Source organism: Citrobacter sp. CRE-46 (assembly GCF_059615875.1).
Window position 1 is genome coordinate 4867773 of record NZ_CM184341.1, and the last position, 24241, is coordinate 4892013.

Here is a 24241-nt window from a genome sequence, read left to right on the forward strand (position 1 = left end):
AAATTAACTAACTTTTAGTGAGAAACTAACGCTTATCGGCCACCAGCTTCAAAGCATGTTCCAGGACGTTAATATCGGCTCCGGCTTTATGCGCGTTCTCACTCAGGTAACGACGCCACTGACGTGCGCCGGGGATCCCCTGAAACAGTCCCAGCATATGGCGCGTCACATGCCCCAAATAGGTTCCCTGACTCAGTTCACGCTCAATATATGGGTACATGGCACGCACCACGGCGACCGGATCGGCATCATGAGTAGCGGCGTCAAAAATTTCGCGGTCGACCGACGCCAGAATTCCGGGATTTTGATAGGCTTCACGCCCCACCATCACGCCATCCATATGCTGCAGATGCTTTTTCGCTTCTTCCAGCGATTTAATACCGCCGTTGATCGACATCGTCAGATGCGGGAAATCACGCTTTAACTGATAAACACGGTCATAATCCAGCGGTGGGATCTCGCGGTTTTCCTTCGGGCTTAACCCGGACAGCCAGGCCTTGCGGGCGTGAATGATGAACATCTCGCATTCGCCGTTGCCAGATACCGTGTTGATGAAATCGCACAGGAATTCGTAGCTGTCCTGATCATCAATGCCGATTCGGGTCTTCACCGTCACCGGAATCGACACCACATCGCGCATCGCCTTGACGCAATCGGCGACCAGTTGCGCATTCCCCATCAGACAGGCGCCAAACATGCCATTCTGTACGCGGTCGGAAGGACAACCCACGTTGAGGTTAATTTCGTCATAGCCCCGCTGTTCAGCGAGCTTCGCACACTGCGCCAGCGCAGCCGGATCGCTCCCGCCCAGTTGCAACGCGAGCGGATGTTCTTCTTCGCTATACGCCAGATAATCGCCTTTACCATGAATGATCGCTCCGGTGGTCACCATCTCCGTATACAGCAGCGTCTGGCGGGACAGTAAGCGCAAAAAGTAGCGGCAATGTCTGTCCGTCCAGTCGAGCATCGGCGCGATAGAAAAACGATGAGCGGGAAAAGCGGTAGACTGAGATTCAGGCAGCATGGCGAATATTCAAGCATCCGGTTAAAAAAGGGGCGCTACTATAGCATAGACCGATGCGATAGTGCGCCCCATCATCGTGGCTCGCACAGCATATTCTCACAGAGCGTTATTTGCGCCCCGGCTTGCCGTCATGTGGGCCAAAAAACTGCGGCGGATGGTCAACCCAGCGATCCTCGCGCGTGGCGGCATAGACCGGGTTAAGCGGGTAATAAATGCGATTATATTTTTTGTTTGCCTCACCCACGACCAGCAAGCGCACCTCTTCACTGGTGTTATTGATAAAGGTGTGGCACACCCCGGTTCCTGCCGGAAAACCGACGCTGTCGCCAGGTTCGAGCTTCCATAAATAGCCGTTAATCCAGGCTTCCGGATAACCTTCCAGCACATAGATAAACTCTTCTTCATCGCTTTCGGCATGAGGATAAGATGTGCGACGCCCCGGCGGCAGGCGTTCATGATGAATACCTAGTCTTCCTAACCCCAGTTTACGGGCAAGCGGCGCGCCAATAGCAAAAAGTTCATTGCTGTCGGGGTAGGTGGAGTCATCAGCCCCCTCCACCTCTCGCCAGTGGCGAATACAGTCGGGTCTTTTCATGTGGATTCTCCAGAATACGATGCGTCAGGTATAGCACACAGCGGCGGATCTCGGCGTTTTAAGCAGAACATGATAAAGTAAGGGATTAACCTTTCACACAAATCGAGGCGCCAAATGGACAAAACCACCACGCAGGAGTTATTGGCTCAAGCTGAAAAACTCTGTGCGCAACGCAACGTGCGGCTAACGCCACAGCGCCTCGAAGTGCTGCGCCTGATGAGCCTGCAGGAAGGCGCTATTAGCGCTTATGACCTGCTCGACCTGCTACGGGAAACCGAGCCGCAGGCCAAGCCACCGACCGTTTATCGTGCGCTCGATTTTCTGCTGGAACAAGGTTTTGTACATAAAGTGGAATCGACCAACAGCTACGTGCTGTGTCACCTGTTCGATCAACCGACCCACAGTTCTGCGATGTTTATTTGCGATCGCTGTGGCGTGGTAAAAGAAGAGTGTGCGGAAGGTGTGGAAGACATCATGCATATGCTGGCGGCAAAAATGGGTTTTGCTCTGCGGCATAACGTGATTGAAGCTCACGGGCTGTGCCCGGCATGCGTGGAGGTTGAAGCCTGTCGCCATCCAGGCGAATGTCAGCATGACCACTCAATTCTGGTGAAAAAGAAAGTCGGTCGCTAAGCCAGAGAGCGTACATCCTTGTACTCTCAGGAGGGGACTAATTACCAGCGGTAATCGTTGCGGGTTTCCCAGTCAGTGACTTCTTTCTCCGCCTGATCTTTTGCATAACCGTAACGCTCCTGGACTTTACCGACCAGTTGGTCACGTTTGCCTTCAATGACCGTCATATCATCGTCGGTCAGTTTGCCCCATTGCTCTTTCACTTTACCTTTGAACTGTTTCCAGTTGCCGCCGACTTCGTCTTTATTCATCATCAAATCCTCATCGTTAGGTTGTGAATAGCCAGAGTATCTCGTCCAACTCCGCTATCTTTTCTGCTGGACGTGAGAATAAGTGTAGTCACTGATTCGGCATTCGATTCACTATTCAGAATTTTTAACCGTCAGGCTTCAACGAACCACGTCCCGTTGCGCCAGTGACGTCGCCAGATAAAGGCCAGTGAAAGCCCGCGCAGGGCGAGAAACACAGTGAGTGCCAGCCACAAACCGTGGTTACCCAGCAGCGGTAAAGCCAGTAACGTTAATGCGAATCCCGCGGCGGCAACGGCCATGCTGTTGCGCATTTCTGCAGCCCGTGTTGCGCCGATAAACATACCGTCCAGCAAATAACACCAGACGCCAACCAGCGGCAAAATCACCTGCCAGATAAGATAACGATCGGCCAGCAGTTGAATCTGCGGGAGCGAGGTCAGCAACGCTATAATGTGCTCGCCAAACAGGGCATAAACCAGCGAAAACAGAATCGCCACAAGACCGGACTGTCGGCAGGCTGCGCGCCAGACATCCAGTAACTGGCTGCCATCCCGTGCGCCATAGGCCTGACCAGAATGCGCTTCAACGGCGTAGGCAAACCCGTCCAGCGCGTAGGCGGTAAAGGTCAGCAGGGTCATCAGAACGGCATTTACCGCAATGATATCGCTCCCCAGGCGCGCGCCCAGCACCGTAATGGCACCGAAACAGAGCTGTAGCAACAGCGAGCGCAGCATGATGTCGCGGTTAAGCGCCAGTAAGCGGCGGAAATTGCCACGCCAGGCCTGTTTCAACATTGCCAGCGAAATTCCGCGCATATGCAGGACTTTGCGTACCATTAACAGACCGATCAGCAAGGTGGCATATTCGGCGGTGACCGTCGCCAGCGCCGCGCCCTGCACGTTCATATGCAGGCCCATCACCAGCCATAAATCGAGCACAATATTGAGAACATTACCGACAATCAGCAGGATAACCGGCGCCCGTGCATACTGAACGCCAAGCAGCCAGCCGAGCAGTACCAGATTCGCCAGCGAGGCGGGGGCGCTTAACCAACGGATTTCCAGGAAACGTCGGGCCTGCTCCAGTACGGCTTCACTGCCGCCGACAATATGCAGAGCCAGATCGATAATCGGCGTCCGAAACAGTGCGATAAGCAGCCCCGCCCCCAGCGCCAGCATTAGCGGCTGCACCAGCGCACGCGCCAGTGCCTGCGGATTTTTCGCGCCAAATGCCTGGGCGGTAAGACCTGTGGTGCTCATGCGTAAAAAAAGCAGCAACATAAAGAGAAAACTGGTCGCGGTGGCGCCAACGGCAACGCCGCCAAGATAGACCGGACTATCCAGATGACCAATGACCGCGGTATCGACCAATCCCAGCAAGGGAACGGTGATATTGGAGAAGATCATCGGTAAGGCAAGACGCCAGAGTGCTTTGTCGGAGGAGGTAAAGAAAGGCATGAAATAGAGCCTGAAAAGAAGTTAGAGGTACTGGAAGATGTTGCCCTGGCCCGGTAAGCGCAGTGCCACCGGGCGAGTTGCCGGATGGCGACGCAAACGTCTTATCCGGCCTACAGGGACTCAACAGAGTATTACAGCCATTCCCCGTTACGAATGACGCCTACCGCCAGCCCTTCAATAGTGAAGTTTTGCTCGCGCAGGTCGACCACAATGGGTTTGAATTCGCTGTTTTCTGGCAGGAGTTCAACCTTGTTGCCCTGTTTTTTCAGGCGCTTCACCGTCACTTCGTCGTCAATGCGCGCGACAACAACCTGACCGTTACGCACATCCTGTGTTTTATGCACGGCCAGCAAATCACCGTCCATAATCCCGATGTCTTTCATCGACATACCGCTGACGCGCAGCAGAAAATCGGCGTTCGGTTTGAACAGTGAAGGATCGACCTGATAATGGCCTTCGATGTGTTGCTGCGCCAGAAGTGGCTCACCTGCCGCAACGCGCCCGACAAGCGGTAAACCTTCTTCTTCTTCCTGCAACAGACGAATACCACGCGATGCGCCGGATACAATTTCCAGCACGCCTTTACGCGCCAGCGCTTTCAGATGTTCTTCAGCAGCGTTTGGGGAACGGAACCCCAAACGCTGCGCGATCTCCGCACGCGTCGGTGGCATACCTGTCTGGCTAATGTGATCTCTAATAAGATCAAACACCTCTTGCTGCCTGGCCGTTAACGCTTTCATTCCGCCCCCTGGGTGTATATACAGTTATGCTGTGAGTATATACAGCTAAAGGTGATTTTGGAACCGCAAACTGCACAAAAAACAGGAGAATGATGAAGTTGTGGAATCTTTATCGCAAATGCGACCACAACAGGATGCCCCAGGTGATCAGGGCGACAAAAATCGACAGCAATACCGCCGCCGACCCCATGTCTTTCGCACGACCAGACAGTTCGTGGTACTCGGAACCGATACGATCAACCACCGCCTCTATCGCACTGTTAAGAATTTCAACGATCATCACCAGCATCACGGAACCAATCAGCAACACGCGCGTAATGGCGTCGACGTCCAGCCAGCAGGCGATGGCAACGCCTAGCAGAACGGCAACGCTTTCCTGACGAAATGCCGCCTCATTAATCCATGCGGCGCGAAAACCTTTCCAGGAATAGCCTGCAGCTTTGATAATTCGGGTGAATCCAGTGGTATTATTGGCCATCAAAAAGAACCTTTTTACATTATTAGCGTCAATGTCATTGTAACGTTACCCCGTTTGTTTCAGGGTGTGGCAAAGCAGCGCGAAGTATGACCGGATACACCAGAAATTCACTAAACTTTCTGATATCCTTGCAGCGCATTTGCATTATTAACCAGAGGCTTTACATCGTTTATGTCCGGCTGGCCACGAATTTACTACAAATTACTGAATTTACCATTAAGCGTACTGGTAAAAAGCAAGTCTATTCCGGCGGAACCCGCACCGGAATTGGGGCTCGATACTTCTCGCCCCATTATGTACGTCCTACCGTACAACTCCAAAGCAGACTTGCTGACGCTGCGCGCCCAATGTCTGGCGCACGATCTCCCGGATCCCCTGGAACCGCTGGAGATAGACGGAACTCTACTGCCGCGCTACGTGTTTATTCACGGCGGCCCACGTGTCTTCACCTATTACACGCCAAAAGAAGAGTCTATTAAGCTATTCCATAACTATCTCGACTTGCATCGCAGCAATCCAGACCTGGATGTGCAGATGGTGCCGGTTTCGGTGATGTTTGGCCGTGCGCCCGGGCGCGAAAAAGGCGAGGTCAACCCGCCGCTGCGTATGCTGAACGGCGTACAAAAATTCTTTGCTGTGTCCTGGCTGGGTCGCGACAGCTTTGTCCGCTTCTCCCCGTCGGTTTCCCTGCGTCGTATGGCGGATGAACACGGTACAGATAAAATTATCGCCCAGAAATTGGCGCGCGTAGCGCGTATGCACTTTGCACGCCAGCGCCTGGCCGCAGTCGGTCCGCGCCTCCCTGCCCGACAGGATCTGTTTAACAAGCTGTTGGCCTCAAAAGCTATCGCGCGCGCGGTAGAAGATGAAGCGCGCAGTAAAAAAATCTCCCACGAAAAAGCGCAGCAAAATGCGATAGCGCTGATGGAAGAGATTGCCGCCAACTTCTCCTACGAGATGATCCGTCTGACAGACCGTATTCTGGGCTTTACCTGGAACCGTCTGTATCAGGGGATTAACGTTCATAATGCAGAGCGTGTACGCCAGTTGGCGCACGATGGCCACGAAATCGTCTATGTTCCGTGCCACCGCAGCCATATGGACTATATGCTGCTGTCGTACGTGCTGTATCATCAGGGTCTGGTTCCGCCGCACATCGCGGCAGGCATCAACCTGAATTTCTGGCCAGCAGGTCCGATCTTCCGCCGTCTGGGCGCGTTCTTTATTCGTCGTACCTTCAAGGGCAACAAGCTTTATTCCACCGTTTTCCGCGAATACCTGGGCGAGTTGTTCAGCCGCGGCTACTCGGTTGAGTACTTTGTCGAAGGCGGTCGTTCACGTACTGGTCGTTTGCTTGACCCGAAAACCGGCACGCTGTCGATGACCATTCAGGCGATGCTGCGCGGCGGTACGCGTCCGATTACCCTCGTACCGATCTACATCGGCTACGAGCACGTCATGGAAGTGGGCACGTATGCGAAAGAGCTGCGGGGCGCGACGAAAGAGAAAGAGAGCCTGCCGCAAATGCTGCGTGGCTTAAGCAAGCTGCGTAATCTGGGTCAGGGTTACGTTAACTTTGGCGAGCCGATGCCGTTGATGACTTACCTCAACCAGCACGTGCCGGAGTGGCGTGAATCTATCGATCCTATTGAGTCTATCCGTCCTGCCTGGCTGACGCCGACGGTAAATAACATTGCCGCCGATCTGATGGTACGCATTAACAACGCAGGCGCGGCCAACGCCATGAACCTGTGCTGTACCGCGTTACTGGCTTCCCGCCAGCGCTCTCTGACCCGTGAGCAGTTGACTGAACAACTCGATTGCTATCTGAGTCTACTGCGCAACGTACCGTATGCCCCGGATGCGACGGTTCCTGCGCAGAGCGCCAGTGAACTGATTGACCATGCCTTGCAGATGAACAAGTTTGAGGTCGAGAAAGACACCATTGGCGACATCATCATTCTGCCGCGTGAGCAGGCGGTATTGATGACGTACTACCGCAACAACATTGCGCATATGCTGGTTCTGCCTTCGTTAATGGCGGCCATCGTAACCCAGCATCGTCATATTTCACGCGCCGCGCTGCTGCAGCATATTGAAGCGCTATACCCAATGCTGAAAGCGGAGCTGTTCCTGCGCTGGGAGCGTGACGAACTCGCTGGCGTGATCGACGAACTGGCCAGCGAAATGCAGCGCCAGGGACTCATCACCCTGGACGATGACGAACTGCATATCAATCCGGCCCGCTCCCGTACGCTACAGCTGCTGGCGGCGGGTGCTCGTGAGACGTTGCAGCGCTACGCTATTACCTTCTGGCTGCTGAGCGCTAACCCATCTATCAACCGTGGTACGCTGGAGAAAGAGAGCCGCACCGTGGCACAGCGTCTTTCCGTCCTGCATGGCATTAACGCGCCGGAATTCTTCGACAAGGCCGTGTTCAGCTCTCTGGTGCTGACGCTGCGTGACGAAGGATATATCAGCGATACCGGAGATGCCGAACCGGAAGAGACGATGAAGATCTATCAGATGCTGGCCGAACTGGTCACGTCGGATGTGCGTCTGACCATCGAGAGCGCCACACAAGGCGAGTAAGCATAAAAAAACCGGTCGAAATGACCGGTTTTTATTTTGCAGGCTAAGCCAAACTCAAAAATGCCAGTAGCTCATTGCCAGGCCTAAGAACAGCACCAGACCAACATAGTTATTGTTCATAAACGCTTTAAAGCAGGCGTCACGTTCACGGTTGACGATCAGTTTCTGCTGATACACAAACAGCGCCCCAGCCACTAACAGAGACCAGTAATAGCCCAGCCCCAACCCGTTTAACCAGCCCACCAGCGCCATCAGCACCAGCACGCCCACCTGCAGAATACCAATAATCAGCTTGTCGTTCTGGCCGAACAGAATCGCGGTCGATTTAATACCGATCTTCAGGTCATCATCGCGGTCAACCATTGCATACTGCGTATCATAGGCCACCGCCCAGAGGATATTGGCGAGGAACATCAGCCAGCAGCTCAGCGGTACAGACTCGCTCACGGCGGCGAACGCCATCGGGATCGACCAGCCAAACGCCGCCCCCAGCACCACCTGCGGCAGATGCGTATAGCGCTTCATAAACGGGTAAACCCACGCCAGCGCTAGTGCCGCAACGGACAACAAAATGGTCATCGTATTGAGCGTCAATACCAGCAGGAAGGCCAGCAATACCAGTACGACAAACAGCGTTCGGGCTTCTTTCTCGGTGACAGCCCCGCTCGGCAGCGGTCGATTCGCGGTACGCTTAACGTGGCCGTCAAACTTCCTGTCGGCATAGTCATTCACCACGCATCCGGCAGCGCGCATTAACCATACGCCGGCGACAAAAACCGCCAGGATCCACAGTTGCGGCATACCAGGGGTTGCTACCCATAATGCCCACAGCGTAGGCCAGAGCAGCAGTAAGGCGCCGATTGGCTTATCCGTACGCATCAAGCGGTGAAACGCCAGCAGCTTATTCTGCGTCAGACTCCACTCCATCTTTATCTTCCTCTCAGTACAACGGCGATGCAGGCAGAAAAAGCTCGGTAAGCATCAACGGCTTACCGCTCAGCCGCAGGCGGGAACGACGCCCCCACAGCGCTGCATCGCGGCCAATCTCAATAAAATCTCGGGTCAATGTCGATGACGTAAACAGGTAGCGTCCGAGCGGTGTTTTCCCCAGGTTTTGTAAGGCCAGTTCAGGGCCACACAGGGTGGATTCAGGCACCACGGTACGCCCGGCAAGCCAGGGTTCACCATCCGCGCATAACAGGATTTCGCGTAACCAATAGCGGGACTCTTTAGGCAGCAGCGTCAGTTCTTCAGCCACCTCATTTTGCCCAACGAACGCTTCGCGAATCAACGTGACGGTGACTTCTTTGCCCTGCTGCTCAAAACGTTTGGTCATGGAATCTTCCAGTAACAACCAGTCGAGCAGTTGCGGGTCCAGCGCCGGGATCGCATCAAAATAACGCAGCGCACGCAGTTGCGTTAACGCAGGGTGTGGCATGCCTTACTCTCCGATTTATAACCTAAAGGCATTGTATCGCAGAAAAGGCATTACGGGGTGAGCAAACACAATTAAGTGATCGACAGAGCAACATAAGCGTAACAATTCGCACTGAAGGATAAAAAAAGGTGCGCCAGGAGACGCACCAGTTGTTGCAAAATCAACAATGTGGGGAGATGTTTACCCCTTGCCTTTTACACTGCTGATAAAGGTGGATCGGGCTGATTTGGATCCCAGACGTTCAGCTTCATCAAGCAGCTTCAGCGCTTTATCGACATCGCCTTTCGCCACGGCATCCTTAATCGCCTGATTAAAATAGGTTTCGGTGTCGTTCAGCATCGGCTCACTTTTCTTCACCGGCTGCGGCGCAGGAGCTGCAACCGCTGCTGCCGGAGCCGCATAAGTCACTGCAGGCGCTGCGGTATTGCCGACAGTGACAGGGCCAGGGCCGGAAGAACCGAATAGCGGCCCCACCAACACACTGGAGGACGAGCTGGTTTTGACTTTCAATTTCAACAGACCATCGGTGGTATGACGCGCGATCGGGTCCGGAATATCGGGAACGGCGTTACCGACGCCCTTGGCATAGGCTTTTGCCGGATCAAGCAGGGTCGTGGTCTGTTGGAGGTCTTTATCCGTCGTAAAGACCAGAACATAGAGCTTTTGCTGGCCCAGCGCTGGCGTCAGACGCATTACGCCTTCCAGGCGATCGGCACTCATCACGCCGGGCTCCTGGTAGGTGAAATAGCTGCTGGGGAAGAACGCAGATGGCGTCATGTTCTGATCAAGAATTAAGACGTTTGGCGCAAATACGCTGGTTTGTTTGTTTACTTCACTGGTTAGCGTCAGAGTTAACTCGCCAATATTGGCCGGTACGCTCCAGGCCGCGACCGGACCGGTAATTCCAGCAACATCCAAACGCTGGCCCGCGCTCGCAAGCTGCGTGGACTGAGTTTTGGATTGATCAACAGGCGTCCAGGTTAGCTGTTGCAACGCTGCAGTGGGAATAGCAGGCGCCGCGGTAGTGTTCTGCGGAACAATATTCACATCGGCCAGGCTGATGCCAGGCGCGCTGGCAAATAACCCTGCAGATAAACAAAGGGCAACGAGACTTTTCTTCATTTTCATTGTTATCACCTCAGATAGCATGGGTTCAGCGGTGGCCAGGCAATAGCGCGCTAAACCGTAATCAAGAGGGGCTTACGCCCCTCTTTCGGTCTTTACGTCAGGTTAGTGCTGAATTACCACCAGATTTCCATCTGAGCACCGAAGGACCACTCATCGCTGTCGCCACGGCTGGTGGTGCTGATACCAGAGTTCGTTGCAGCTGCGTATTTGGTTACGTCGTTTCCATTTTTGACGTAGCCCCACTCCTCATCCCACTTGGCATAGGTTGCGAAGACACGAATTGCCGGGCGGGACCAGATGCTGTCGCCAGCCTGCCACTGTTGCGCGAGGGTGATTTTGTACTGGCTGTTACGATCGCCAGTCTGCTGAGATTTGACGTTGTCGTAGCCGACTTCCATCAGGGTGCTCATGATTGGCGTCCATTTGTACATCGGGCGGATACCGACGGTGTACCATTCGGTACCCAGATCGTTATCCATATCGAGGTTCTGGTACATACCGACGTACATCAGATCCCATTTGTCGCCCAGGGAAATGGCGCCGTGGTCGAGAATACGCACCAGGCTACCGTTGTTATTAATCACGTTATTGGCGTAATTGGTTTTACTACCATCTGGATTAGTAATGGTGAAGGAAGAAGAACCGTAAGAACCCTGGTTCAAACCTTTACCCTGCGTGGTCATGGAGTCTGTCGCGTACTGAACAACAAACTTGTTGTAGCCCTTCAGCATGCTCTGAGTATGTTCAGCGGTGAACATCCAGCCATCTTTTGATGCGCCGTCTGCCAGGCTGTAATCATCTGTCGTATTCGCACGACCGTAGTCAACACCCAGTTCCAACATACCGTCAGTGTTCGTTGCCAACTGCGCTAAACGAACGTCAAATACGTCGTTGGCGGTGTCTTTGGTACGATCATAGATATTCTGGCTACTGAACGCGTATGAACCCCCCGCTTCCTGAGAACGGCTCGCGGCCAGAGACAGTTTACCGAAGCCCAGATCGATGTTTTCAATACCGGCGCCAGGACCTGAAATATCCCAGTAGTAGAAGTCGATCATGTGCACGTCATGACGTTGGTAGAAGCGCTTACCAGCCCAGATAGTAGAGCCTGGCAGCCATTCAATCAGGTTTTTACCCTGCACGTTGGCTTCACGGAAGGCTGGATCAGTTCCTTCCCAGTCATTCTGCTGTGCTACGGAGTAGGCGACGTTGGTGTCGAAGTAGAAGCTCTTATCGCCTTCTTTCCACACTTCCTGACCTAATTTGATTTCCGCATAGGTTTCACATTCGTTACCGAGACGGTATTTACTTTGTGCACCTGTTGCCTGGAAACATTGTTGTTCGCCGCCGCTACCCGTCCAACCGATACCGGAACGAGCATAACCATGGAAATCCACAGCCATTGCCTGAACAGACATAATGCCTGCTGCCACAGCAACCGCCAGAGGAAGTTTGCGCAGAGTAATCATCGTTCTATCTCCTGAGATCATTGCTTTTCTTTAAACGCTGCCACCTTCTGAAACTGCGAATGGTTTTGCGTTTCGTTTTTTTATGGGGACCTTAAACGCCCGGCTCCTGGTGCAACCGACGACATGCAGTGCCATCCTCACGGAACAAATGGCAACGCTCTGGCGGCAGGCCGATAGCGAATGTGGCACCCTCTTCTACCAACACCACGTCGTTCTGGCGGTAAACCAGGTTTTGACGGATGGCGGGGATCTGGATATGAATTTGTGTTTCGTGACCAAGTTGTTCGACCACCTGGACTTCACCTTCGAGGGTGACATCGGCGATTTCGCTGGGCAGCAGATGTTCCGGGCGGATACCTAAAGACATATTGGCGCCCACCTGAACGCGGGCACTGTCGACAGGTAACCAGACTTGCTGGCGGTTTGGTAATTCAACCTGCACCTGATCAATTGCCGTTGCGGTAACTTTCACCGGCAGGAAGTTCATCTTTGGCGAACCGATAAAGCCCGCGACAAAGCGGTCGGCAGGATAGTGGTACAGCTCCAGGGGTTTACCGACCTGCGCCACACGACCGGCATCCAACACCACAATTTTGTCTGCCAGGGTCATCGCTTCGACCTGATCGTGGGTGACGTAAATCATCGTGCGGCCAAGACGTTTATGCAGGCGGGAGATTTCAATACGCATCTGGACGCGCAGCGCGGCGTCAAGGTTCGACAACGGTTCGTCCAGCAGGAATACTCGCGGCTCGGCAACCAACGTACGGCCAATCGCCACACGCTGACGTTGGCCGCCGGAAAGCGCTTTCGGTTTACGGTCCAGCAGGTGCGCCAGTTGCAGAACTTCAGCTACCTGATTAACGCGCTGGTTCATTACCTCTTTTTTCGCACCGGCCAGTTTGAGGCCGAACGACATGTTTTCCGCGACGGATAAATGGGGGTATAACGCATAGGACTGGAAGACCATGCCCACACCGCGTTCGGCGGGCGGAATATCGTTCATCCGGGTCTCCCCGATAAACAGGTCGCCGCTGGTGATGGTTTCAAGTCCGGCGATCATACGCAGCAAGGTCGACTTACCACAGCCTGACGGTCCGACAAACACCACGAACTCCCCTTCGTGAATGTCGAGATTGATATCCTTCGATACCACCACGTCACCCCAGGCTTTCGTTACATTTCGCAGCTGTACGCTCGCCATGCCCTTCTCCCTTCGTTACAACCTGTCATCGACAGCAACATTCATGATGGACTGACTATGCGTTATCCCTCACGGGCGTGAATCCTCCACCCCCCAGCTTTTTTATGGGGGAGGAGGCGGGAGGATGAGAGCGCAGCGTCTGAGACCCGGACCACCAGCCTCAGAGGAATTTCGTGATGCAGCTTGCAAAAATGGGTGGGGTTTTATGTGCGCCAGTGCGCAATACTCACATTTATGTAACACAGATCACATAAAGAACGGGTGGGGCGTAGGTGTAAGGAGGATGGAAAGAGGTTGCCGTATAAAGAAACTAGTACCCGTTAAGCCACCTCTGCAAAATCACCAAACAGGATGGGAACTATGAATATCAAAACTGGCGCACGCATCCTCGCATTGTCTGCATTAACGACGATGATGTTTTCCGCCTCGGCTCTCGCCAAGATTGAAGAAGGTAAGTTGGTCATCTGGATTAACGGCGACAAAGGCTATAACGGCCTCGCTGAAGTGGGTAAAAAATTCGAGAAAGACACGGGTATCAAAGTTACCATTGAGCACCCGGACAAGCTGGAAGAGAAGTTCCCGCAGGTTGCCGCGACTGGCGACGGCCCGGACATCATCTTCTGGGCGCATGACCGTTTTGGCGGCTACGCACAATCTGGCCTGCTGGCTGAAATCACGCCAGACAAAGCGTTCCAGGACAAGCTCTATCCGTTCACCTGGGATGCCGTACGCTATAACGGCAAACTGATTGCGTACCCGATCGCCGTGGAAGCGCTGTCGCTGATTTACAACAAAGACCTCGTTCCGAACCCACCGAAAACCTGGGAAGAAATTCCCGCGCTGGATAAAGGGCTGAAAGCGAAAGGTAAATCCGCGCTGATGTTCAACCTGCAAGAACCGTACTTCACCTGGCCGCTGATTGCCGCCGACGGCGGTTACGCGTTCAAGTTTGAAAACGGCAAGTACGACGTGAAAGACGTGGGCGTGGATAGCGCTGGCGCGAAAGCGGGCCTGACCTTCCTGGTCGACCTGATCAAAAACAAACACATGAATGCGGATACCGACTACTCCATCGCCGAAGCGGCCTTTAACAAAGGCGATACCGCGATGACCATCAACGGTCCGTGGGCGTGGTCCAACATCGATAAGAGCAAGGTGAACTACGGCGTTACGCTGCTGCCAACCTTCAAAGGCAAGCCGTCTAAACCGTTCGTTGGCGTACTGAGCGCGGGTATCAACGCCGCCAGCCCGAACAAAGAACTGGCGAAAGAGTTCCTCGAAAACTACCTGTTGACCGACCAGGGTCTGGATGAAGTGAACAAGGACAAACCACTGGGCGCGGTTGCGCTGAAATCCTTCCAGGAACAGTTAGCGAAAGACCCGCGTATCGCGGCCACCATGGATAACGCCCAGAAAGGCGAAATCATGCCGAACATCCCGCAGATGTCCGCATTCTGGTATGCCGTGCGTACCGCAGTGATCAACGCCGCCAGCGGTCGTCAGACCGTCGATGCCGCGCTGAAAGACGCGCAGGGTCGTATCACCAAGTAATACAGTTGTGAACGTGCCGGATGGCGGCATACATGCCTTATCCGGCCTACAACGTATGTAGGCCTGATAAGCGCAGCGCCATCAGGCACGCTGACCAACAGGTTTTCATTGTTGTTGAGGATTGAACCCCATGGATGTCATTAAAAAGAAACACTGGTGGCAAAGCGACATGCTGAAATGGTCAGTAATGGGTCTGCTTGGTCTGCTGGTCGGTTACCTTGTTGTTTTGATGTACGCTCAGGGGGAGTATCTGTTTGCCATCATGACGCTAATTTTAAGCTCTGTTGGCCTGTATATTTTCGCTAACCGTAAAGCCTATGCCTGGCGCTATGTTTATCCTGGCGTGGCCGGTATGGGGCTGTTTGTCCTGTTTCCGCTCATTTGTACCATCGCCATTGCTTTTACCAACTACAGCAGCACCAACCAACTGACCTTTGAACGTGCTCAACAAGTCCTGATGGATCGTTCTTATCAGGCAGGTAAAACTTACAACTTTGGCCTGTATCCGGCGGGTGATGAGTGGCAACTGGCCCTCACCGACGGTGAAACGGGAAAAAATTATGTTTCCGACGCCTTTAAATTTGGCGGCGAACAGAAGCTGCAGTTAAAAGAAACCGAGGCGCTACCAGCGGGCGAACGTGCGACGCTGCGCATCATCACCCAGAATCGTCAGGCGCTGACTCAGCTAACAGCCATTCTGCCGGACGAAAGCAAAGTCATCATGAGTTCACTGCGTCAGTTCTCCGGTACGCAGCCGCTCTACTCCCTGGCCGATGATGGGACGCTCACCAACAACCAAAGCGGCGTGAAGTACCGCGCTAATAACGATATTGGTTATTATCAGGCCATTAACGCAGACGGTAGCTGGGGTACTGAAAAACTCAGCCCGGGCTATACCGTCACCATCGGCTGGGACAATTTCACCCGCGTATTTACCGACGAGGGCATCCAGAAACCGTTCTTCGCCATCTTTGTCTGGACGGTAGTGTTCTCAGTCCTGACGGTGATTCTGACCGTGGCTGTAGGTATGGTGCTGGCCTGTCTGGTGCAGTGGGAATCTCTGAAGGGCAAAGCGATTTACCGCGTCCTGCTGATTCTGCCCTACGCCGTACCGTCGTTTATCTCGATTCTGATTTTCAAAGGGCTGTTCAACCAGAGTTTTGGTGAAATCAACATGATGCTCAGCGCGCTGTTTGGTATCAAGCCGGCCTGGTTTAGCGATCCAACCACTGCGCGTTCGATGATTATCATCGTAAACACCTGGCTGGGTTATCCGTACATGATGATCCTGTGCATGGGGCTGCTGAAAGCGATTCCTGACGATCTGTATGAAGCCTCGGCAATGGACGGCGCGGGTCCGTTCCAGAACTTCTTTAAAATTACATTACCGCTGCTGATCAAGCCGCTGACGCCGCTGATGATCGCCAGCTTCGCCTTTAACTTTAATAACTTTGTGCTGATTCAACTGTTGACCAACGGCGGTCCGGACCGTCTTGGCACCACTACGCCTGCCGGTTACACCGACCTGCTCGTCAGCTACACCTACCGTATCGCCTTTGAAGGCGGCGGCGGTCAGGACTTCGGTCTGGCGGCGGCGATTGCCACCCTGATCTTCCTGCTGGTTGGCGCACTGGCCATCGTGAACCTGAAAGCCACACGTATGAAGTTTGATTAAGGGAGATAACGACAATGGCTATGGTCCAACCGAAATCACAAAAGTTACGTTTATTCGCAACGCACTTAGGGCTGCTGATTTTTATCGCGGCGATCATGTTCCCGCTGCTGATGGTCATCGCCATTTCGCTGCGTGAAGGTAACTTCGCTACCGGCAGCCTGATCCCGGATAATATTTCCTGGGAACACTGGAAACTGGCGCTGGGCTTTAGCGTAGAACATGCGGATGGCCGCGTCACTCCGCCGCCGTTCCCGGTGCTGCTGTGGCTGTGGAACTCGGTGAAAGTCGCCACCATTACCGCGATTGGTATTGTGACGCTTTCCACCACCTGTGCTTACGCCTTTGCCCGTATGCGCTTCCCGGGTAAAGCGACCCTGCTGAAAGGGATGCTAATCTTCCAGATGTTCCCGGCGGTGCTGTCTCTGGTCGCGTTGTATGCTTTGTTTGACCGCCTGGGTCAGTACATTCCGTTTATCGGCCTGAACACTCACGGCGGCGTGATCTTCGCCTATCTCGGCGGTATCGCGCTGCATGTGTGGACAATTAAGGGCTATTTTGAAACCATCGACGGTTCGCTGGAAGAAGCGGCCGCGCTGGATGGCGCCACGCCGTGGCAGGCATTCCGCCTGGTACTGCTGCCGCTTTCCGTACCAATTCTGGCGGTCGTGTTTATTCTGTCATTCATTGCCGCTATTACCGAAGTACCGGTCGCGTCACTACTGCTGCGTGATGTGAACAGCTACACCCTTGCGGTTGGTATGCAGCAGTACCTCAATCCACAGAACTACTTGTGGGGCGACTTTGCCGCCGCAGCTGTACTTTCCGCTATTCCGATCACTCTGGTGTTCCTGCTGGCACAGCGCTGGCTGGTCAACGGCCTGACGGCGGGTGGTGTGAAAGGTTAAGTTTTATCGAAGTACCTGCCCGGCAACGGGCAATGCCACTGCAACCCTCAACTTATGTTATCCCAACCTGTGACTGTTATTCGGCGCTCTACGGAGCGCCCTTTTTTATGTTATTTTGCATTGTTGTTACGATTATTTCCTTTCGTGGCCCCCATCACTGCAATTATATTTACCACTTGAAAACAGACAAATTAAACAGAATTAAGATCACAGAAAAGACAAAACATAATTGCAATGTAAAAAATGATAATTGTCTTCCCTGCCTGTTAAATCCACCATCACGTCACTGATCAAAAGAGCTGTATCCTCTAAGGCAGGTCTGAATGAACACCCAATATAATTCCAGTTATATTTTTTCGATTACATTAGTAGCAACATTAGGAGGGCTATTATTCGGCTATGACACCGCCGTCATATCCGGAACGGTAGAATCCTTAAATACCGTGTTTGTCGCCCCGCAACATTTAAGTGAATCCGCCGCCAACTCGCTGTTAGGCTTTTGCGTTGCCAGCGCGTTGATTGGCTGCATCATCGGCGGTGCGCTGGGCGGTTATTGCAGTAACCGCTTCGGTCGCCGGGACTCGCTGAAAATCGCCGCCCTGCTGTTCTTTATTTCCGGTATTGGTTCTGCGTGGCCAGAATTAGGATTTACCACGATTAACCCAGATAATGCCGTGCCTGTTTATTTGGCCGGATACGTCCCCGAATTTGTTATTTATCGCATCATTGGTGGTATTGGCGTTGGTTTAGCCTCAATGCTCTCACCGATGTATATTGCAGAACTGGCTCCAGCGCATATTCGTGGGAAACTGGTTTCCTTTAACCAGTTCGCCATTATTTTTGGTCAACTGCTGGTGTATTGCGTTAACTATTTCATTGCCCGTTCCGGTGACGCTGACTGGCTGAATACCGATGGCTGGCGATATATGTTTGCTTCCGAAAGTATTCCCGCCCTGCTGTTTTTACTGCTGCTGTACACCGTACCGGAAAGCCCGCGCTGGCTGATGGCGCGTGGCAGACACGAGCAGGCGGAGGGCATTCTGCGCAAAATTATGGGCAACAGCCTCGCCACCCAGGCCATGCAGGAGATCAATCAGTCACTGGAGCATGGCCGTAAGACCGGCGGACGCCTGTTGATGTTTGGTGTGGGCGTTATCGTCATCGGCGTGATGCTCTCCATCTTCCAGCAGTTTGTCGGTATTAACGTCGTGCTGTACTACGCTCCGGAAGTGTTTAAAACGTTAGGGGCCAGCACCGACGTGGCGCTCTTGCAGACTATTATTGTCGGCGTAATCAACCTGAGCTTCACCGTACTGGCAATCATGACGGTGGACAAATTTGGTCGCAAACCGCTGCAAATAATTGGCGCATTGGGTATGGCTCTTGGGATGTTCAGCCTTGGCACCGCGTTTTACACCCAGGCTTCCGGGCTGATAGCGCTGCTGTCGATGCTGTTTTACGTCGCCGCATTCGCCATGTCCTGGGGACCGGTTTGTTGGGTGCTGTTGGCAGAAATCTTCCCGAACGCGATTCGTGGCAAAGCGCTCGCCATTGCCGTCGCCGCTCAGTGGCTGGCGAACTACTTCGTCTCCTGGACCTTCCCGATGATGGACAAAAATTCGTGGCTGGTTTCCCATTTCCACAACGGTTTCTCCTACTGGATTTACGGTTGTATGGGGATTCTGGCGGCGCTGTTTATGTGGAAGTTCGTGCCGGAAACCAAAGGCAAAACGCTGGAAGAACTTGAAGAACTGTGGGAACCCGCAGCAGAGAAAACCCAGCCAGCCTCTGCGCAGTAACCCTGACATACAACACGCCGCAGCCGGATTGCGGCGTGTTGTCTTTTACTCTCGCTTCAGCCGTTTAGAGTTACACAGCCACAGCGTAATCACCAATAGCAGGATCGCCGCAGAATAGATCAATACATCCATCGGCGCTTTATGATCGACGATGATCAACCGCACAATTGCGGTGATCCCGATATAAACAAAGTAGCGCAGCGGAAAGTGAAATCCTGACTGAAAGTACTTCACAATCAGCGCGATAAATTCAAAATAGAGAAAGTAAACCACCAGCCCTTCCACCAGCTCATACTTGCTGGTCTGTTCAGGCGCGAACAGTACATCCGCCAGGTGTAGCGTTTCTTTCCCAAGGAATACAACCAGGATCAGGCCCAGACTCAACAGCCCCAGATTCAACACGGTCTGCAAGATGGTGGAGATAAACTCCACGCGCGGACGAGATAACGACGTCATAACGGCCCCTCCTGTTCAGTAACAAGGTTCCTGTATAACGCAGAAATGTGACATAGATCTACATTTTTTGTTTATGTTTTGTGCAGCTCAATAATAGTGTAACAATGCTTCTGACACTAACTTCTTGAACGGAATAGAAATGCTTAAGATTGAAATGGCAACCGTCGACGATGCCAGCTTGCTAAGCGCAATGGGCTTTACCAGCTATCGACATCACTTTGCGCCTTTGTGGAAAAACCCGAGCGAGCTCGACGCTTATCTTGAGCAGGAATATTCCTTACCAGCGATATCCAGCAGTTTGGCCGAGCCCGGAACCTTCTGGCTTATCGCCTTTGCCGACGCGCCGGTTGGCTTTGCCAAATACAGTCTCCGCCACTCTATTGATCCAGAAGGGCGTTCAGGGGCATTGCTACATAAGATCTACCTGATGCCAGATGCAACGGGCAAACAGTACGGTGAGCAGCTTTTTGCCGAAGTTATTCGCCAGGCCAAAGAGCAGGATGAAAAATGGCTCTGGCTTGAAGTACTGGCTGATAATCCTAAGGCACGGCAGTTCTATGAACGGCAAGGGATGACGCTTGTGAAGGAAACTGCTTTCACTACCGCCTCCCAGACCAGTATTTTGTACGTTATGGAAAAGCAGATTTAAGAGGATATAAATGATGAATATTCGTCAATCCGCTGTCCGCAACGTCACGTGCGGTGAGAATGTGGTGGTTTATGAACCGGCGAACCTGTACGACTGCATACTGGAAGACAACGTTTTTGTCGGACCATTTGTTGAAATCCAGGGCAACACGCAGATTGGCGCAGATAGCAAAATTCAGTCGCACACCTTCATCTGCGAATATGTCACCATCGGTTCCCGCTGTTTTATCGGTCATGGCGTGATGTTCGCCAACGATATGTTTCGGCAAGGAAAACCCAATGCCGACCGCACCAGTTGGGGAAGAATTACGATTGGTAATGATGTCTCGATCGGCAGTGGGGCGACCATTCTGGCAGTCACAATCTGCGATGGCGCAGTCATCGGCGCGGGAAGCGTGGTGACAAAATCGATTACCGAGAAAGGCGTGTACGCGGGCAACCCGGCAAAATTATTGCGTCGTTTGTAAGTTGCCGGATGGCGGCATAAATGCCTTATCCGACCGACAATGTAGGCCGGATAAGCGCACCGGTTGATCAAACATTAACGGAAGTTCTCACTTCTGTCGCTGGTCATATCATACAGACCAAACTTACGTCCCAACTGCTGCCCACCGTCACGCGTCAACGGCGTCCAGCCAATCGCCGCACGACTGCGGGTTGGACCTGAAGAGAAGAGATCCAGCGGCACGGAAACGTACACCCCTTTGGTAAAATCGCCCTCTCCGTACTCATCCGGCGAGGCGTCGGTGATGGTCGCATAGCCGCCCACCACCACACCGCTGTCGAAGCGTTTGGCAATTTCCAGCGTGCCACCCTTATCTCCCGCCAGATACTGGCCGACGCTGGCTTTCACCAGTACATCCTGGGCGAATGAAGGATTCCAGTAAGCCGTCAAATGCCCGGTCTTCACGCTGTAGTCGGTGAATTTCATCATATCCTGCGCGCTACGCCAGTCACGCTGTTTCACATAGTTGGCGTCAATGCCAAACGCCCAGTTGCTGTCTAACGGACGATACAACACCTCGGCTCCCGCCCCGCCGTACATGGTCTCCAGGTAACCAGCGTAAACCTGTCCGTAGAACCCGTTTCCGAGTGACTGGAAGTAGTTGGCCTGCAGGTTATTCACGTAGACATCGTTTTGCACATACTCGCGCACATGAGTACGCACGCGTGGTAAATGCGAATCCTGCGGCGGGTTGGTGTAGTTAAATTTGTCATAGTTATTGGCGAGGTTGGCGAACAAACTCCCGGTGGTCAGCATATGATCGGTCACCCACCAATCCGCAGTTCCCATTACGCCCAACTGGTACATATAGAAGTTTTCCGGGCCGCCCACCGACTGATTGAGCACCGGATCGATATGAAAATCAAAGCGAGACTTATCAATATACCAACCCTGCTCGGTCGTTTTCGGCACCACGGGCTCAACGCGTTTTTGCGCCAGTTGTGTTTCATGACCCAGCGGCTCACCTTCCAGGTGTCGCTTAAGGCTGGAAACATCCGTTTCGGTCGTCACCTGCGGCAAGTTAAGGCGATTTTCGGTAATCCGGATCGTGCGGATCCCGTCGGGAAGATCGTTCATCACGATCCGATTGGCGCGTTCGATCCCTTCTCGCGAATCACGGTATTTCACCTGTTCGCCGGTCACATACAGCGTATCGCCCTGCACCTGGATTTTGGGATCCGCCAGCCCGGCGTTATATTTCAGCAGCGTTAACTGATTCGCCACTACCGAATGTTGCAGAATCGCATCCTGCGGCTGTGGTTGATACTTCGGACGGGCGTTATCGTTATAGTTTGGTCGCAAGTCGTTGAAGTTAGTCCGCAGCGTAAACCCAAACATAAAGGTGTTCCCGCGCTCATAGCTGAGGTTAACGTCGGCCCAATCGGTGACGCGATAGATAGCGCCGACGTTAAACTTGCTCTTTTGATCCAGCTTGCCCGCAAAATCCTGCTGGTAATTATTGCCTTCATACTCCAGTTTCAGGCGCAGCGGCTGCCAGGGTGTCTGATATTCCACGCCGCCAAATAACGATGCCGGACCATGAAACATCTGACTGCCGTCAATAGAACCAGCCTGCTTGTAGCTGTTATCGCGATGACAAAATTTATCGCTGTATGAGCAAAACGGATTGCTGACGTTGCCGCTGGTGCCAAGATACCCCCAGCCCAGACCGAGCGAGAAATCAAACGGGCCCCAGGCTTTATTCGCCACAATATACTCCGCATCAAACAGACCCGTCCCGCCAATATCCCGCGCGCCAACGGCCACCTGCGGCATCCAGTAGCTCTCTTCCCACAGCCGCAGCTTGAGATCAAACGCTTTATCCTTGTATGTCTGATCGCCAGAAAATGACTCCACGCTGCTGTATTTTTTAGTACGCACATCGGTATAGCGCAGCGTGGTTTCCAGCCAGGGGAACAGTTGCACCGACGCAGAGTAGTAGCGGTACTGATCGTTGTCCCGGTAGTTGAGGCTCATTTCCCCTTCACGCGCCATACGTGCAGTCGGGGTTTGCAGCAGGCCCACGCCGCCAAAATCGGACTGGGATGGACCAATAGGCGCAGGCCATGTTTCACCGTGACAGGCAACGCTTACGCCCAGCGCCAGTAAGCTGAGCAGATAAGTTTTTCTCATTATTCAGGTATCCGCTGGGTCAGGGTGTGAAGAATATCGGCATTGATTTCATCCGGGGTACTGCTCCAGAAGGCATCAGAGAGTCCGACAAAAATGATGCTGCCGGGCATCGGCTCAACGTGACGTTTGTTCCAGTAAGCGATAGGAACTTTTTGCGAGCGTCCATCGGGATAGATGACCCACGCGTAGCTGCGATCCGCTCCGCTGAGCCGACTTTGCCCATCGAGATAGGTGGCGACATCACGCCCGGGCACAAACGGTTGTTTACCCGGACGGCTTAGCAAACCAAACAATGTGATATCCGTTGGCTGCGATCCAACCCATAGCGTGTAGTTGCCCTGCAACGGCGGGTTGCCTCGCTCGCTGACGCGCACCACATCCGGGTCAAGGTTAATGTTCTGTCTGCCGGTCACCTTCAGCGCCTGAATTTGCTGGCGTAATGCGTTGATAGCCGCCGCATCGTCACCGCTTTCTTCAGCACTCAGCGCTGCCAGACGAGCCAGTAGTGTCTGCTGCTGGCGTTCTGCCGCCGCCGTTGCCCGCTCTTCGCTGATGACCGCTCCGGGCCACCAGCTATTACTCAGCCGCGGCTGTCCAACCAGATCGATCAGACGCTCCGCACCGGTCAATATTTTGGGTTCAGCGCTGCCTGCAATCATGACTTTGACATTGCCCGCAGCAAAAACAGAGGGTGCGCTCAGGCTAAAAACCAGCGCCATTACGGCTCGTTTCATCATGACTTTGCCGCCTTAATCAGCGTGGTTTTCACCGGGAAGAAATTAGCCCCCAGATACTGTTCCGACTGACGGATTTGCCCTTCGCTATCGATCCAGTAGCGGTTATGCCAGCGCGTTTGATCGGTCGTTATCTCTTCATCAAGGATGCGTACTGGCGTTTCATCGCTGCCGACCTGAATACTGTCAGTGCCATCCCATGTGAAAACAGAGCGGGCGGTGGCATAGCGCACCTGCTGATGTTCAGTCCAGCCCATCGTGCGGGTCCATGTTGCGCCATCGGCTATCTGATTGGGTTTGATGAGCGGGTCCGCTGCCAGATTATTCACCTCAATCAGGTTGTCACCGCCGAGCTGCGTTTTCACAATGCGCCCATGCTGCGTGACGAGAATGGCCTGATCCTGAGTCACCCATTTCTGTTGTCCGTTTTCTGCAAACGCGAGTACGACAAACAGCTGTGGACCACCATTGAGCTGCATATACTGGCTGGCGTAGGGCATGTTTTGGATTTCATCATCCGTCATCTGAACGCCGGGAGTACCAAACACACTATCCCACAGCGAATGGCCCAGCCCTTCGGTGGTGGCCGAGCACGCCTGTAGTAACAGGCAAACCAATATGAGCGCTGGTCGCTTCACGACACTTCTCCGCATTATTGCCGGGTGCGCAACGCTTACCCGGCCTACAAATCCCGCAGGCTTTTGGCAATTCAAAATAACCACACCGAAGTGTGGTTAGAATTAATCCCCGTCATACTTCACGTTGCAGATGCGTTAGCTACGTTCACTCACCCCGGTCACATAGCTATCTATGCTCCCGGGGACTCACT

The 24241-nt window shown here is 53.4% G+C and carries 23 protein-coding genes; 8 read left to right on the forward strand and 15 right to left on the reverse strand.

All coding sequences use genetic code 11. From position 1 onward, the window contains the following. Positions 1 to 25: 25 nt before the first annotated feature. Both dusA and AC534G_RS23635 read right to left on the reverse strand, forming a co-directional pair. Positions 26 to 1024, reverse strand: coding sequence for a tRNA dihydrouridine(20/20a) synthase DusA (gene dusA, locus AC534G_RS23630; protein ID WP_110496233.1), 999 nt, complete (start codon positions 1022 to 1024; stop codon positions 26 to 28). Between the two features lie 106 nt (positions 1025 to 1130). Further along, on the reverse strand, positions 1131 to 1619 hold the full coding sequence (locus tag AC534G_RS23635; protein ID WP_038636260.1) for a cupin domain-containing protein: 489 nt from the start codon (positions 1617 to 1619) through the stop codon (positions 1131 to 1133). A 114-nt stretch (positions 1620 to 1733) separates the two neighbouring features. Between AC534G_RS23635 and zur the strand changes: the two genes are divergently transcribed. Next, a complete protein-coding gene (zur, locus tag AC534G_RS23640; RefSeq protein WP_038636258.1) occupies positions 1734 to 2252 on the forward strand; it encodes a zinc uptake transcriptional repressor Zur in 519 nt (172 codons plus the stop codon). Between the two features lie 41 nt (positions 2253 to 2293). Here the strand turns inward: zur and AC534G_RS23645 are convergent, their stop codons facing one another. The 4 genes from AC534G_RS23645 to AC534G_RS23660 all read right to left on the reverse strand — a co-directional run bounded on the left by AC534G_RS23645 (position 2294) and on the right by AC534G_RS23660 (position 5178). After that, entirely contained in the window at positions 2294 to 2503 is a 210-nt protein-coding gene (locus AC534G_RS23645) for a CsbD family protein (RefSeq protein WP_006688302.1), read from the reverse strand. Positions 2504 to 2634: 131 nt separating this feature from the next. Beyond that, positions 2635 to 3960 carry an MATE family efflux transporter DinF gene (gene dinF, locus AC534G_RS23650; protein ID WP_069325186.1) on the reverse strand — a complete coding sequence of 442 codons (1326 nt, stop codon included), beginning with the start codon at positions 3958 to 3960 and terminating at the stop codon, positions 2635 to 2637. A 131-nt stretch (positions 3961 to 4091) separates the two neighbouring features. Beyond that, the gene (gene lexA / locus AC534G_RS23655; RefSeq protein WP_003826596.1) at positions 4092 to 4700 is read right to left on the reverse strand and encodes a transcriptional repressor LexA; all 609 of its coding nucleotides are present in this window, start codon (positions 4698 to 4700) and stop codon (positions 4092 to 4094) included. Between the two features lie 109 nt (positions 4701 to 4809). Further along, positions 4810 to 5178, reverse strand: coding sequence for a diacylglycerol kinase (locus AC534G_RS23660; protein WP_003826594.1), 369 nt, complete (start codon positions 5176 to 5178; stop codon positions 4810 to 4812). Between the two features lie 171 nt (positions 5179 to 5349). Here AC534G_RS23660 and plsB point away from each other — a divergent pair, with 171 nt between their 5' ends. After that, positions 5350 to 7770, forward strand: a complete 2421-nt coding sequence (gene plsB / locus AC534G_RS23665; protein ID WP_038636254.1) for a glycerol-3-phosphate 1-O-acyltransferase PlsB — start codon at positions 5350 to 5352, stop codon at positions 7768 to 7770. Positions 7771 to 7824: 54 nt separating this feature from the next. On the opposite strand, the gene ubiA is transcribed toward plsB, so the two are convergent. From ubiA to malK, 5 genes are all read right to left on the reverse strand, one after another. Continuing rightward, positions 7825 to 8697 carry a 4-hydroxybenzoate octaprenyltransferase gene (ubiA, locus tag AC534G_RS23670; RefSeq protein WP_003826589.1) on the reverse strand — a complete coding sequence of 291 codons (873 nt, stop codon included), beginning with the start codon at positions 8695 to 8697 and terminating at the stop codon, positions 7825 to 7827. A 13-nt stretch (positions 8698 to 8710) separates the two neighbouring features. Continuing rightward, entirely contained in the window at positions 8711 to 9208 is a 498-nt protein-coding gene (gene ubiC / locus AC534G_RS23675; RefSeq protein ID WP_038636252.1) for a chorismate lyase, read from the reverse strand. A 180-nt stretch (positions 9209 to 9388) separates the two neighbouring features. Then, positions 9389 to 10336, reverse strand: coding sequence for a maltose operon protein MalM (malM, locus tag AC534G_RS23680; RefSeq protein ID WP_038636250.1), 948 nt, complete (start codon positions 10334 to 10336; stop codon positions 9389 to 9391). Between the two features lie 113 nt (positions 10337 to 10449). Beyond that, positions 10450 to 11805, reverse strand: coding sequence for a maltoporin (locus AC534G_RS23685; protein ID WP_038636248.1), 1356 nt, complete (start codon positions 11803 to 11805; stop codon positions 10450 to 10452). Positions 11806 to 11896: 91 nt separating this feature from the next. Then, complete coding sequence (malK, locus tag AC534G_RS23690) at positions 11897 to 13006, reverse strand: maltose/maltodextrin ABC transporter ATP-binding protein MalK (protein WP_038636246.1); 1110 nt, start codon at positions 13004 to 13006, stop codon at positions 11897 to 11899. A gap of 360 nt (positions 13007 to 13366) precedes the next feature. On the opposite strand from malK, the gene malE reads away from it, so the two are divergent. From malE to xylE, 4 genes are all read left to right on the forward strand, one after another. Beyond that, a complete protein-coding gene (malE, locus tag AC534G_RS23695) occupies positions 13367 to 14557 on the forward strand; it encodes a maltose/maltodextrin ABC transporter substrate-binding protein MalE (protein ID WP_110496235.1) in 1191 nt (396 codons plus the stop codon). Between the two features lie 130 nt (positions 14558 to 14687). Then, positions 14688 to 16232, forward strand: coding sequence for a maltose ABC transporter permease MalF (malF, locus tag AC534G_RS23700; RefSeq protein ID WP_038636244.1), 1545 nt, complete (start codon positions 14688 to 14690; stop codon positions 16230 to 16232). 14 nt (positions 16233 to 16246) lie between these two features. Beyond that, entirely contained in the window at positions 16247 to 17137 is an 891-nt protein-coding gene (gene malG, locus AC534G_RS23705) for a maltose ABC transporter permease MalG (protein WP_038636242.1), read from the forward strand. Positions 17138 to 17460: 323 nt separating this feature from the next. Then, a complete protein-coding gene (xylE, locus tag AC534G_RS23710; RefSeq protein ID WP_110496237.1) occupies positions 17461 to 18936 on the forward strand; it encodes a D-xylose transporter XylE in 1476 nt (491 codons plus the stop codon). A gap of 45 nt (positions 18937 to 18981) precedes the next feature. Here xylE and psiE read toward each other — a convergent pair whose 3' ends face one another. Further along, positions 18982 to 19392, reverse strand: coding sequence for a phosphate-starvation-inducible protein PsiE (gene psiE / locus AC534G_RS23715; RefSeq protein WP_003031674.1), 411 nt, complete (start codon positions 19390 to 19392; stop codon positions 18982 to 18984). Positions 19393 to 19531: 139 nt separating this feature from the next. On the opposite strand from psiE, the gene AC534G_RS23720 reads away from it, so the two are divergent. Both AC534G_RS23720 and AC534G_RS23725 read left to right on the forward strand, forming a co-directional pair. Next, a complete protein-coding gene (locus AC534G_RS23720) occupies positions 19532 to 20041 on the forward strand; it encodes a GNAT family N-acetyltransferase (protein ID WP_110496239.1) in 510 nt (169 codons plus the stop codon). Positions 20042 to 20054: 13 nt separating this feature from the next. Next, on the forward strand, positions 20055 to 20507 hold the full coding sequence (locus tag AC534G_RS23725) for an acyltransferase (protein WP_069325179.1): 453 nt from the start codon (positions 20055 to 20057) through the stop codon (positions 20505 to 20507). 74 nt (positions 20508 to 20581) lie between these two features. Here the strand turns inward: AC534G_RS23725 and AC534G_RS23730 are convergent, their stop codons facing one another. From AC534G_RS23730 to AC534G_RS23740, 3 genes are read right to left on the reverse strand one after another with little or no spacing between them, the layout of a single operon-like run. Continuing rightward, the gene (locus tag AC534G_RS23730) at positions 20582 to 22678 is read right to left on the reverse strand and encodes a YjbH domain-containing protein (RefSeq protein ID WP_110496241.1); all 2097 of its coding nucleotides are present in this window, start codon (positions 22676 to 22678) and stop codon (positions 20582 to 20584) included. Next, a complete protein-coding gene (locus AC534G_RS23735) occupies positions 22678 to 23415 on the reverse strand; it encodes a capsule biosynthesis GfcC family protein (protein WP_110496243.1) in 738 nt (245 codons plus the stop codon). The genes AC534G_RS23730 and AC534G_RS23735 overlap by 1 nt, the downstream gene beginning before the upstream one ends. After that, positions 23412 to 24050, reverse strand: a complete 639-nt coding sequence (locus tag AC534G_RS23740; protein WP_038636229.1) for a YjbF family lipoprotein — start codon at positions 24048 to 24050, stop codon at positions 23412 to 23414. Before AC534G_RS23740 ends, AC534G_RS23735 begins: the two co-directional genes overlap by 4 nt. Positions 24051 to 24241 lie beyond the last annotated feature (191 nt).

What these genes read in the sequence shown, in the direction of transcription:
- AC534G_RS23730 (WP_110496241.1), bottom strand. Translation starts at nt 22,678, where the DNA reads ATGAGAAAAACTTATCTGCTCAGCTTACTGGCGCTGGGCGTAAGCGTT.
- AC534G_RS23735 (WP_110496243.1), bottom strand. Translation starts at nt 23,415, where the DNA reads ATGATGAAACGAGCCGTAATGGCGCTGGTTTTTAGCCTGAGCGCACCC.
- malG (WP_038636242.1), top strand. Translation starts at nt 16,247, where the DNA reads ATGGCTATGGTCCAACCGAAATCACAAAAGTTACGTTTATTCGCAACG.
- psiE (WP_003031674.1), bottom strand. Translation starts at nt 19,392, where the DNA reads ATGACGTCGTTATCTCGTCCGCGCGTGGAGTTTATCTCCACCATCTTG.
- AC534G_RS23645 (WP_006688302.1), bottom strand. Translation starts at nt 2,503, where the DNA reads ATGAATAAAGACGAAGTCGGCGGCAACTGGAAACAGTTCAAAGGTAAA.
- dinF (WP_069325186.1), bottom strand. Translation starts at nt 3,960, where the DNA reads ATGCCTTTCTTTACCTCCTCCGACAAAGCACTCTGGCGTCTTGCCTTA.
- AC534G_RS23725 (WP_069325179.1), top strand. Translation starts at nt 20,055, where the DNA reads ATGAATATTCGTCAATCCGCTGTCCGCAACGTCACGTGCGGTGAGAAT.
- xylE (WP_110496237.1), top strand. Translation starts at nt 17,461, where the DNA reads ATGAACACCCAATATAATTCCAGTTATATTTTTTCGATTACATTAGTA.
- ubiA (WP_003826589.1), bottom strand. Translation starts at nt 8,697, where the DNA reads ATGGAGTGGAGTCTGACGCAGAATAAGCTGCTGGCGTTTCACCGCTTG.
- malK (WP_038636246.1), bottom strand. Translation starts at nt 13,006, where the DNA reads ATGGCGAGCGTACAGCTGCGAAATGTAACGAAAGCCTGGGGTGACGTG.
- malF (WP_038636244.1), top strand. Translation starts at nt 14,688, where the DNA reads ATGGATGTCATTAAAAAGAAACACTGGTGGCAAAGCGACATGCTGAAA.
- malE (WP_110496235.1), top strand. Translation starts at nt 13,367, where the DNA reads ATGAATATCAAAACTGGCGCACGCATCCTCGCATTGTCTGCATTAACG.
- lexA (WP_003826596.1), bottom strand. Translation starts at nt 4,700, where the DNA reads ATGAAAGCGTTAACGGCCAGGCAGCAAGAGGTGTTTGATCTTATTAGA.
- AC534G_RS23660 (WP_003826594.1), bottom strand. Translation starts at nt 5,178, where the DNA reads ATGGCCAATAATACCACTGGATTCACCCGAATTATCAAAGCTGCAGGC.
- ubiC (WP_038636252.1), bottom strand. Translation starts at nt 9,208, where the DNA reads ATGCCACACCCTGCGTTAACGCAACTGCGTGCGCTGCGTTATTTTGAT.
- AC534G_RS23685 (WP_038636248.1), bottom strand. Translation starts at nt 11,805, where the DNA reads ATGATTACTCTGCGCAAACTTCCTCTGGCGGTTGCTGTGGCAGCAGGC.
- AC534G_RS23720 (WP_110496239.1), top strand. Translation starts at nt 19,532, where the DNA reads ATGCTTAAGATTGAAATGGCAACCGTCGACGATGCCAGCTTGCTAAGC.
- AC534G_RS23635 (WP_038636260.1), bottom strand. Translation starts at nt 1,619, where the DNA reads ATGAAAAGACCCGACTGTATTCGCCACTGGCGAGAGGTGGAGGGGGCT.
- malM (WP_038636250.1), bottom strand. Translation starts at nt 10,336, where the DNA reads ATGAAAATGAAGAAAAGTCTCGTTGCCCTTTGTTTATCTGCAGGGTTA.
- dusA (WP_110496233.1), bottom strand. Translation starts at nt 1,024, where the DNA reads ATGCTGCCTGAATCTCAGTCTACCGCTTTTCCCGCTCATCGTTTTTCT.
- zur (WP_038636258.1), top strand. Translation starts at nt 1,734, where the DNA reads ATGGACAAAACCACCACGCAGGAGTTATTGGCTCAAGCTGAAAAACTC.
- plsB (WP_038636254.1), top strand. Translation starts at nt 5,350, where the DNA reads ATGTCCGGCTGGCCACGAATTTACTACAAATTACTGAATTTACCATTA.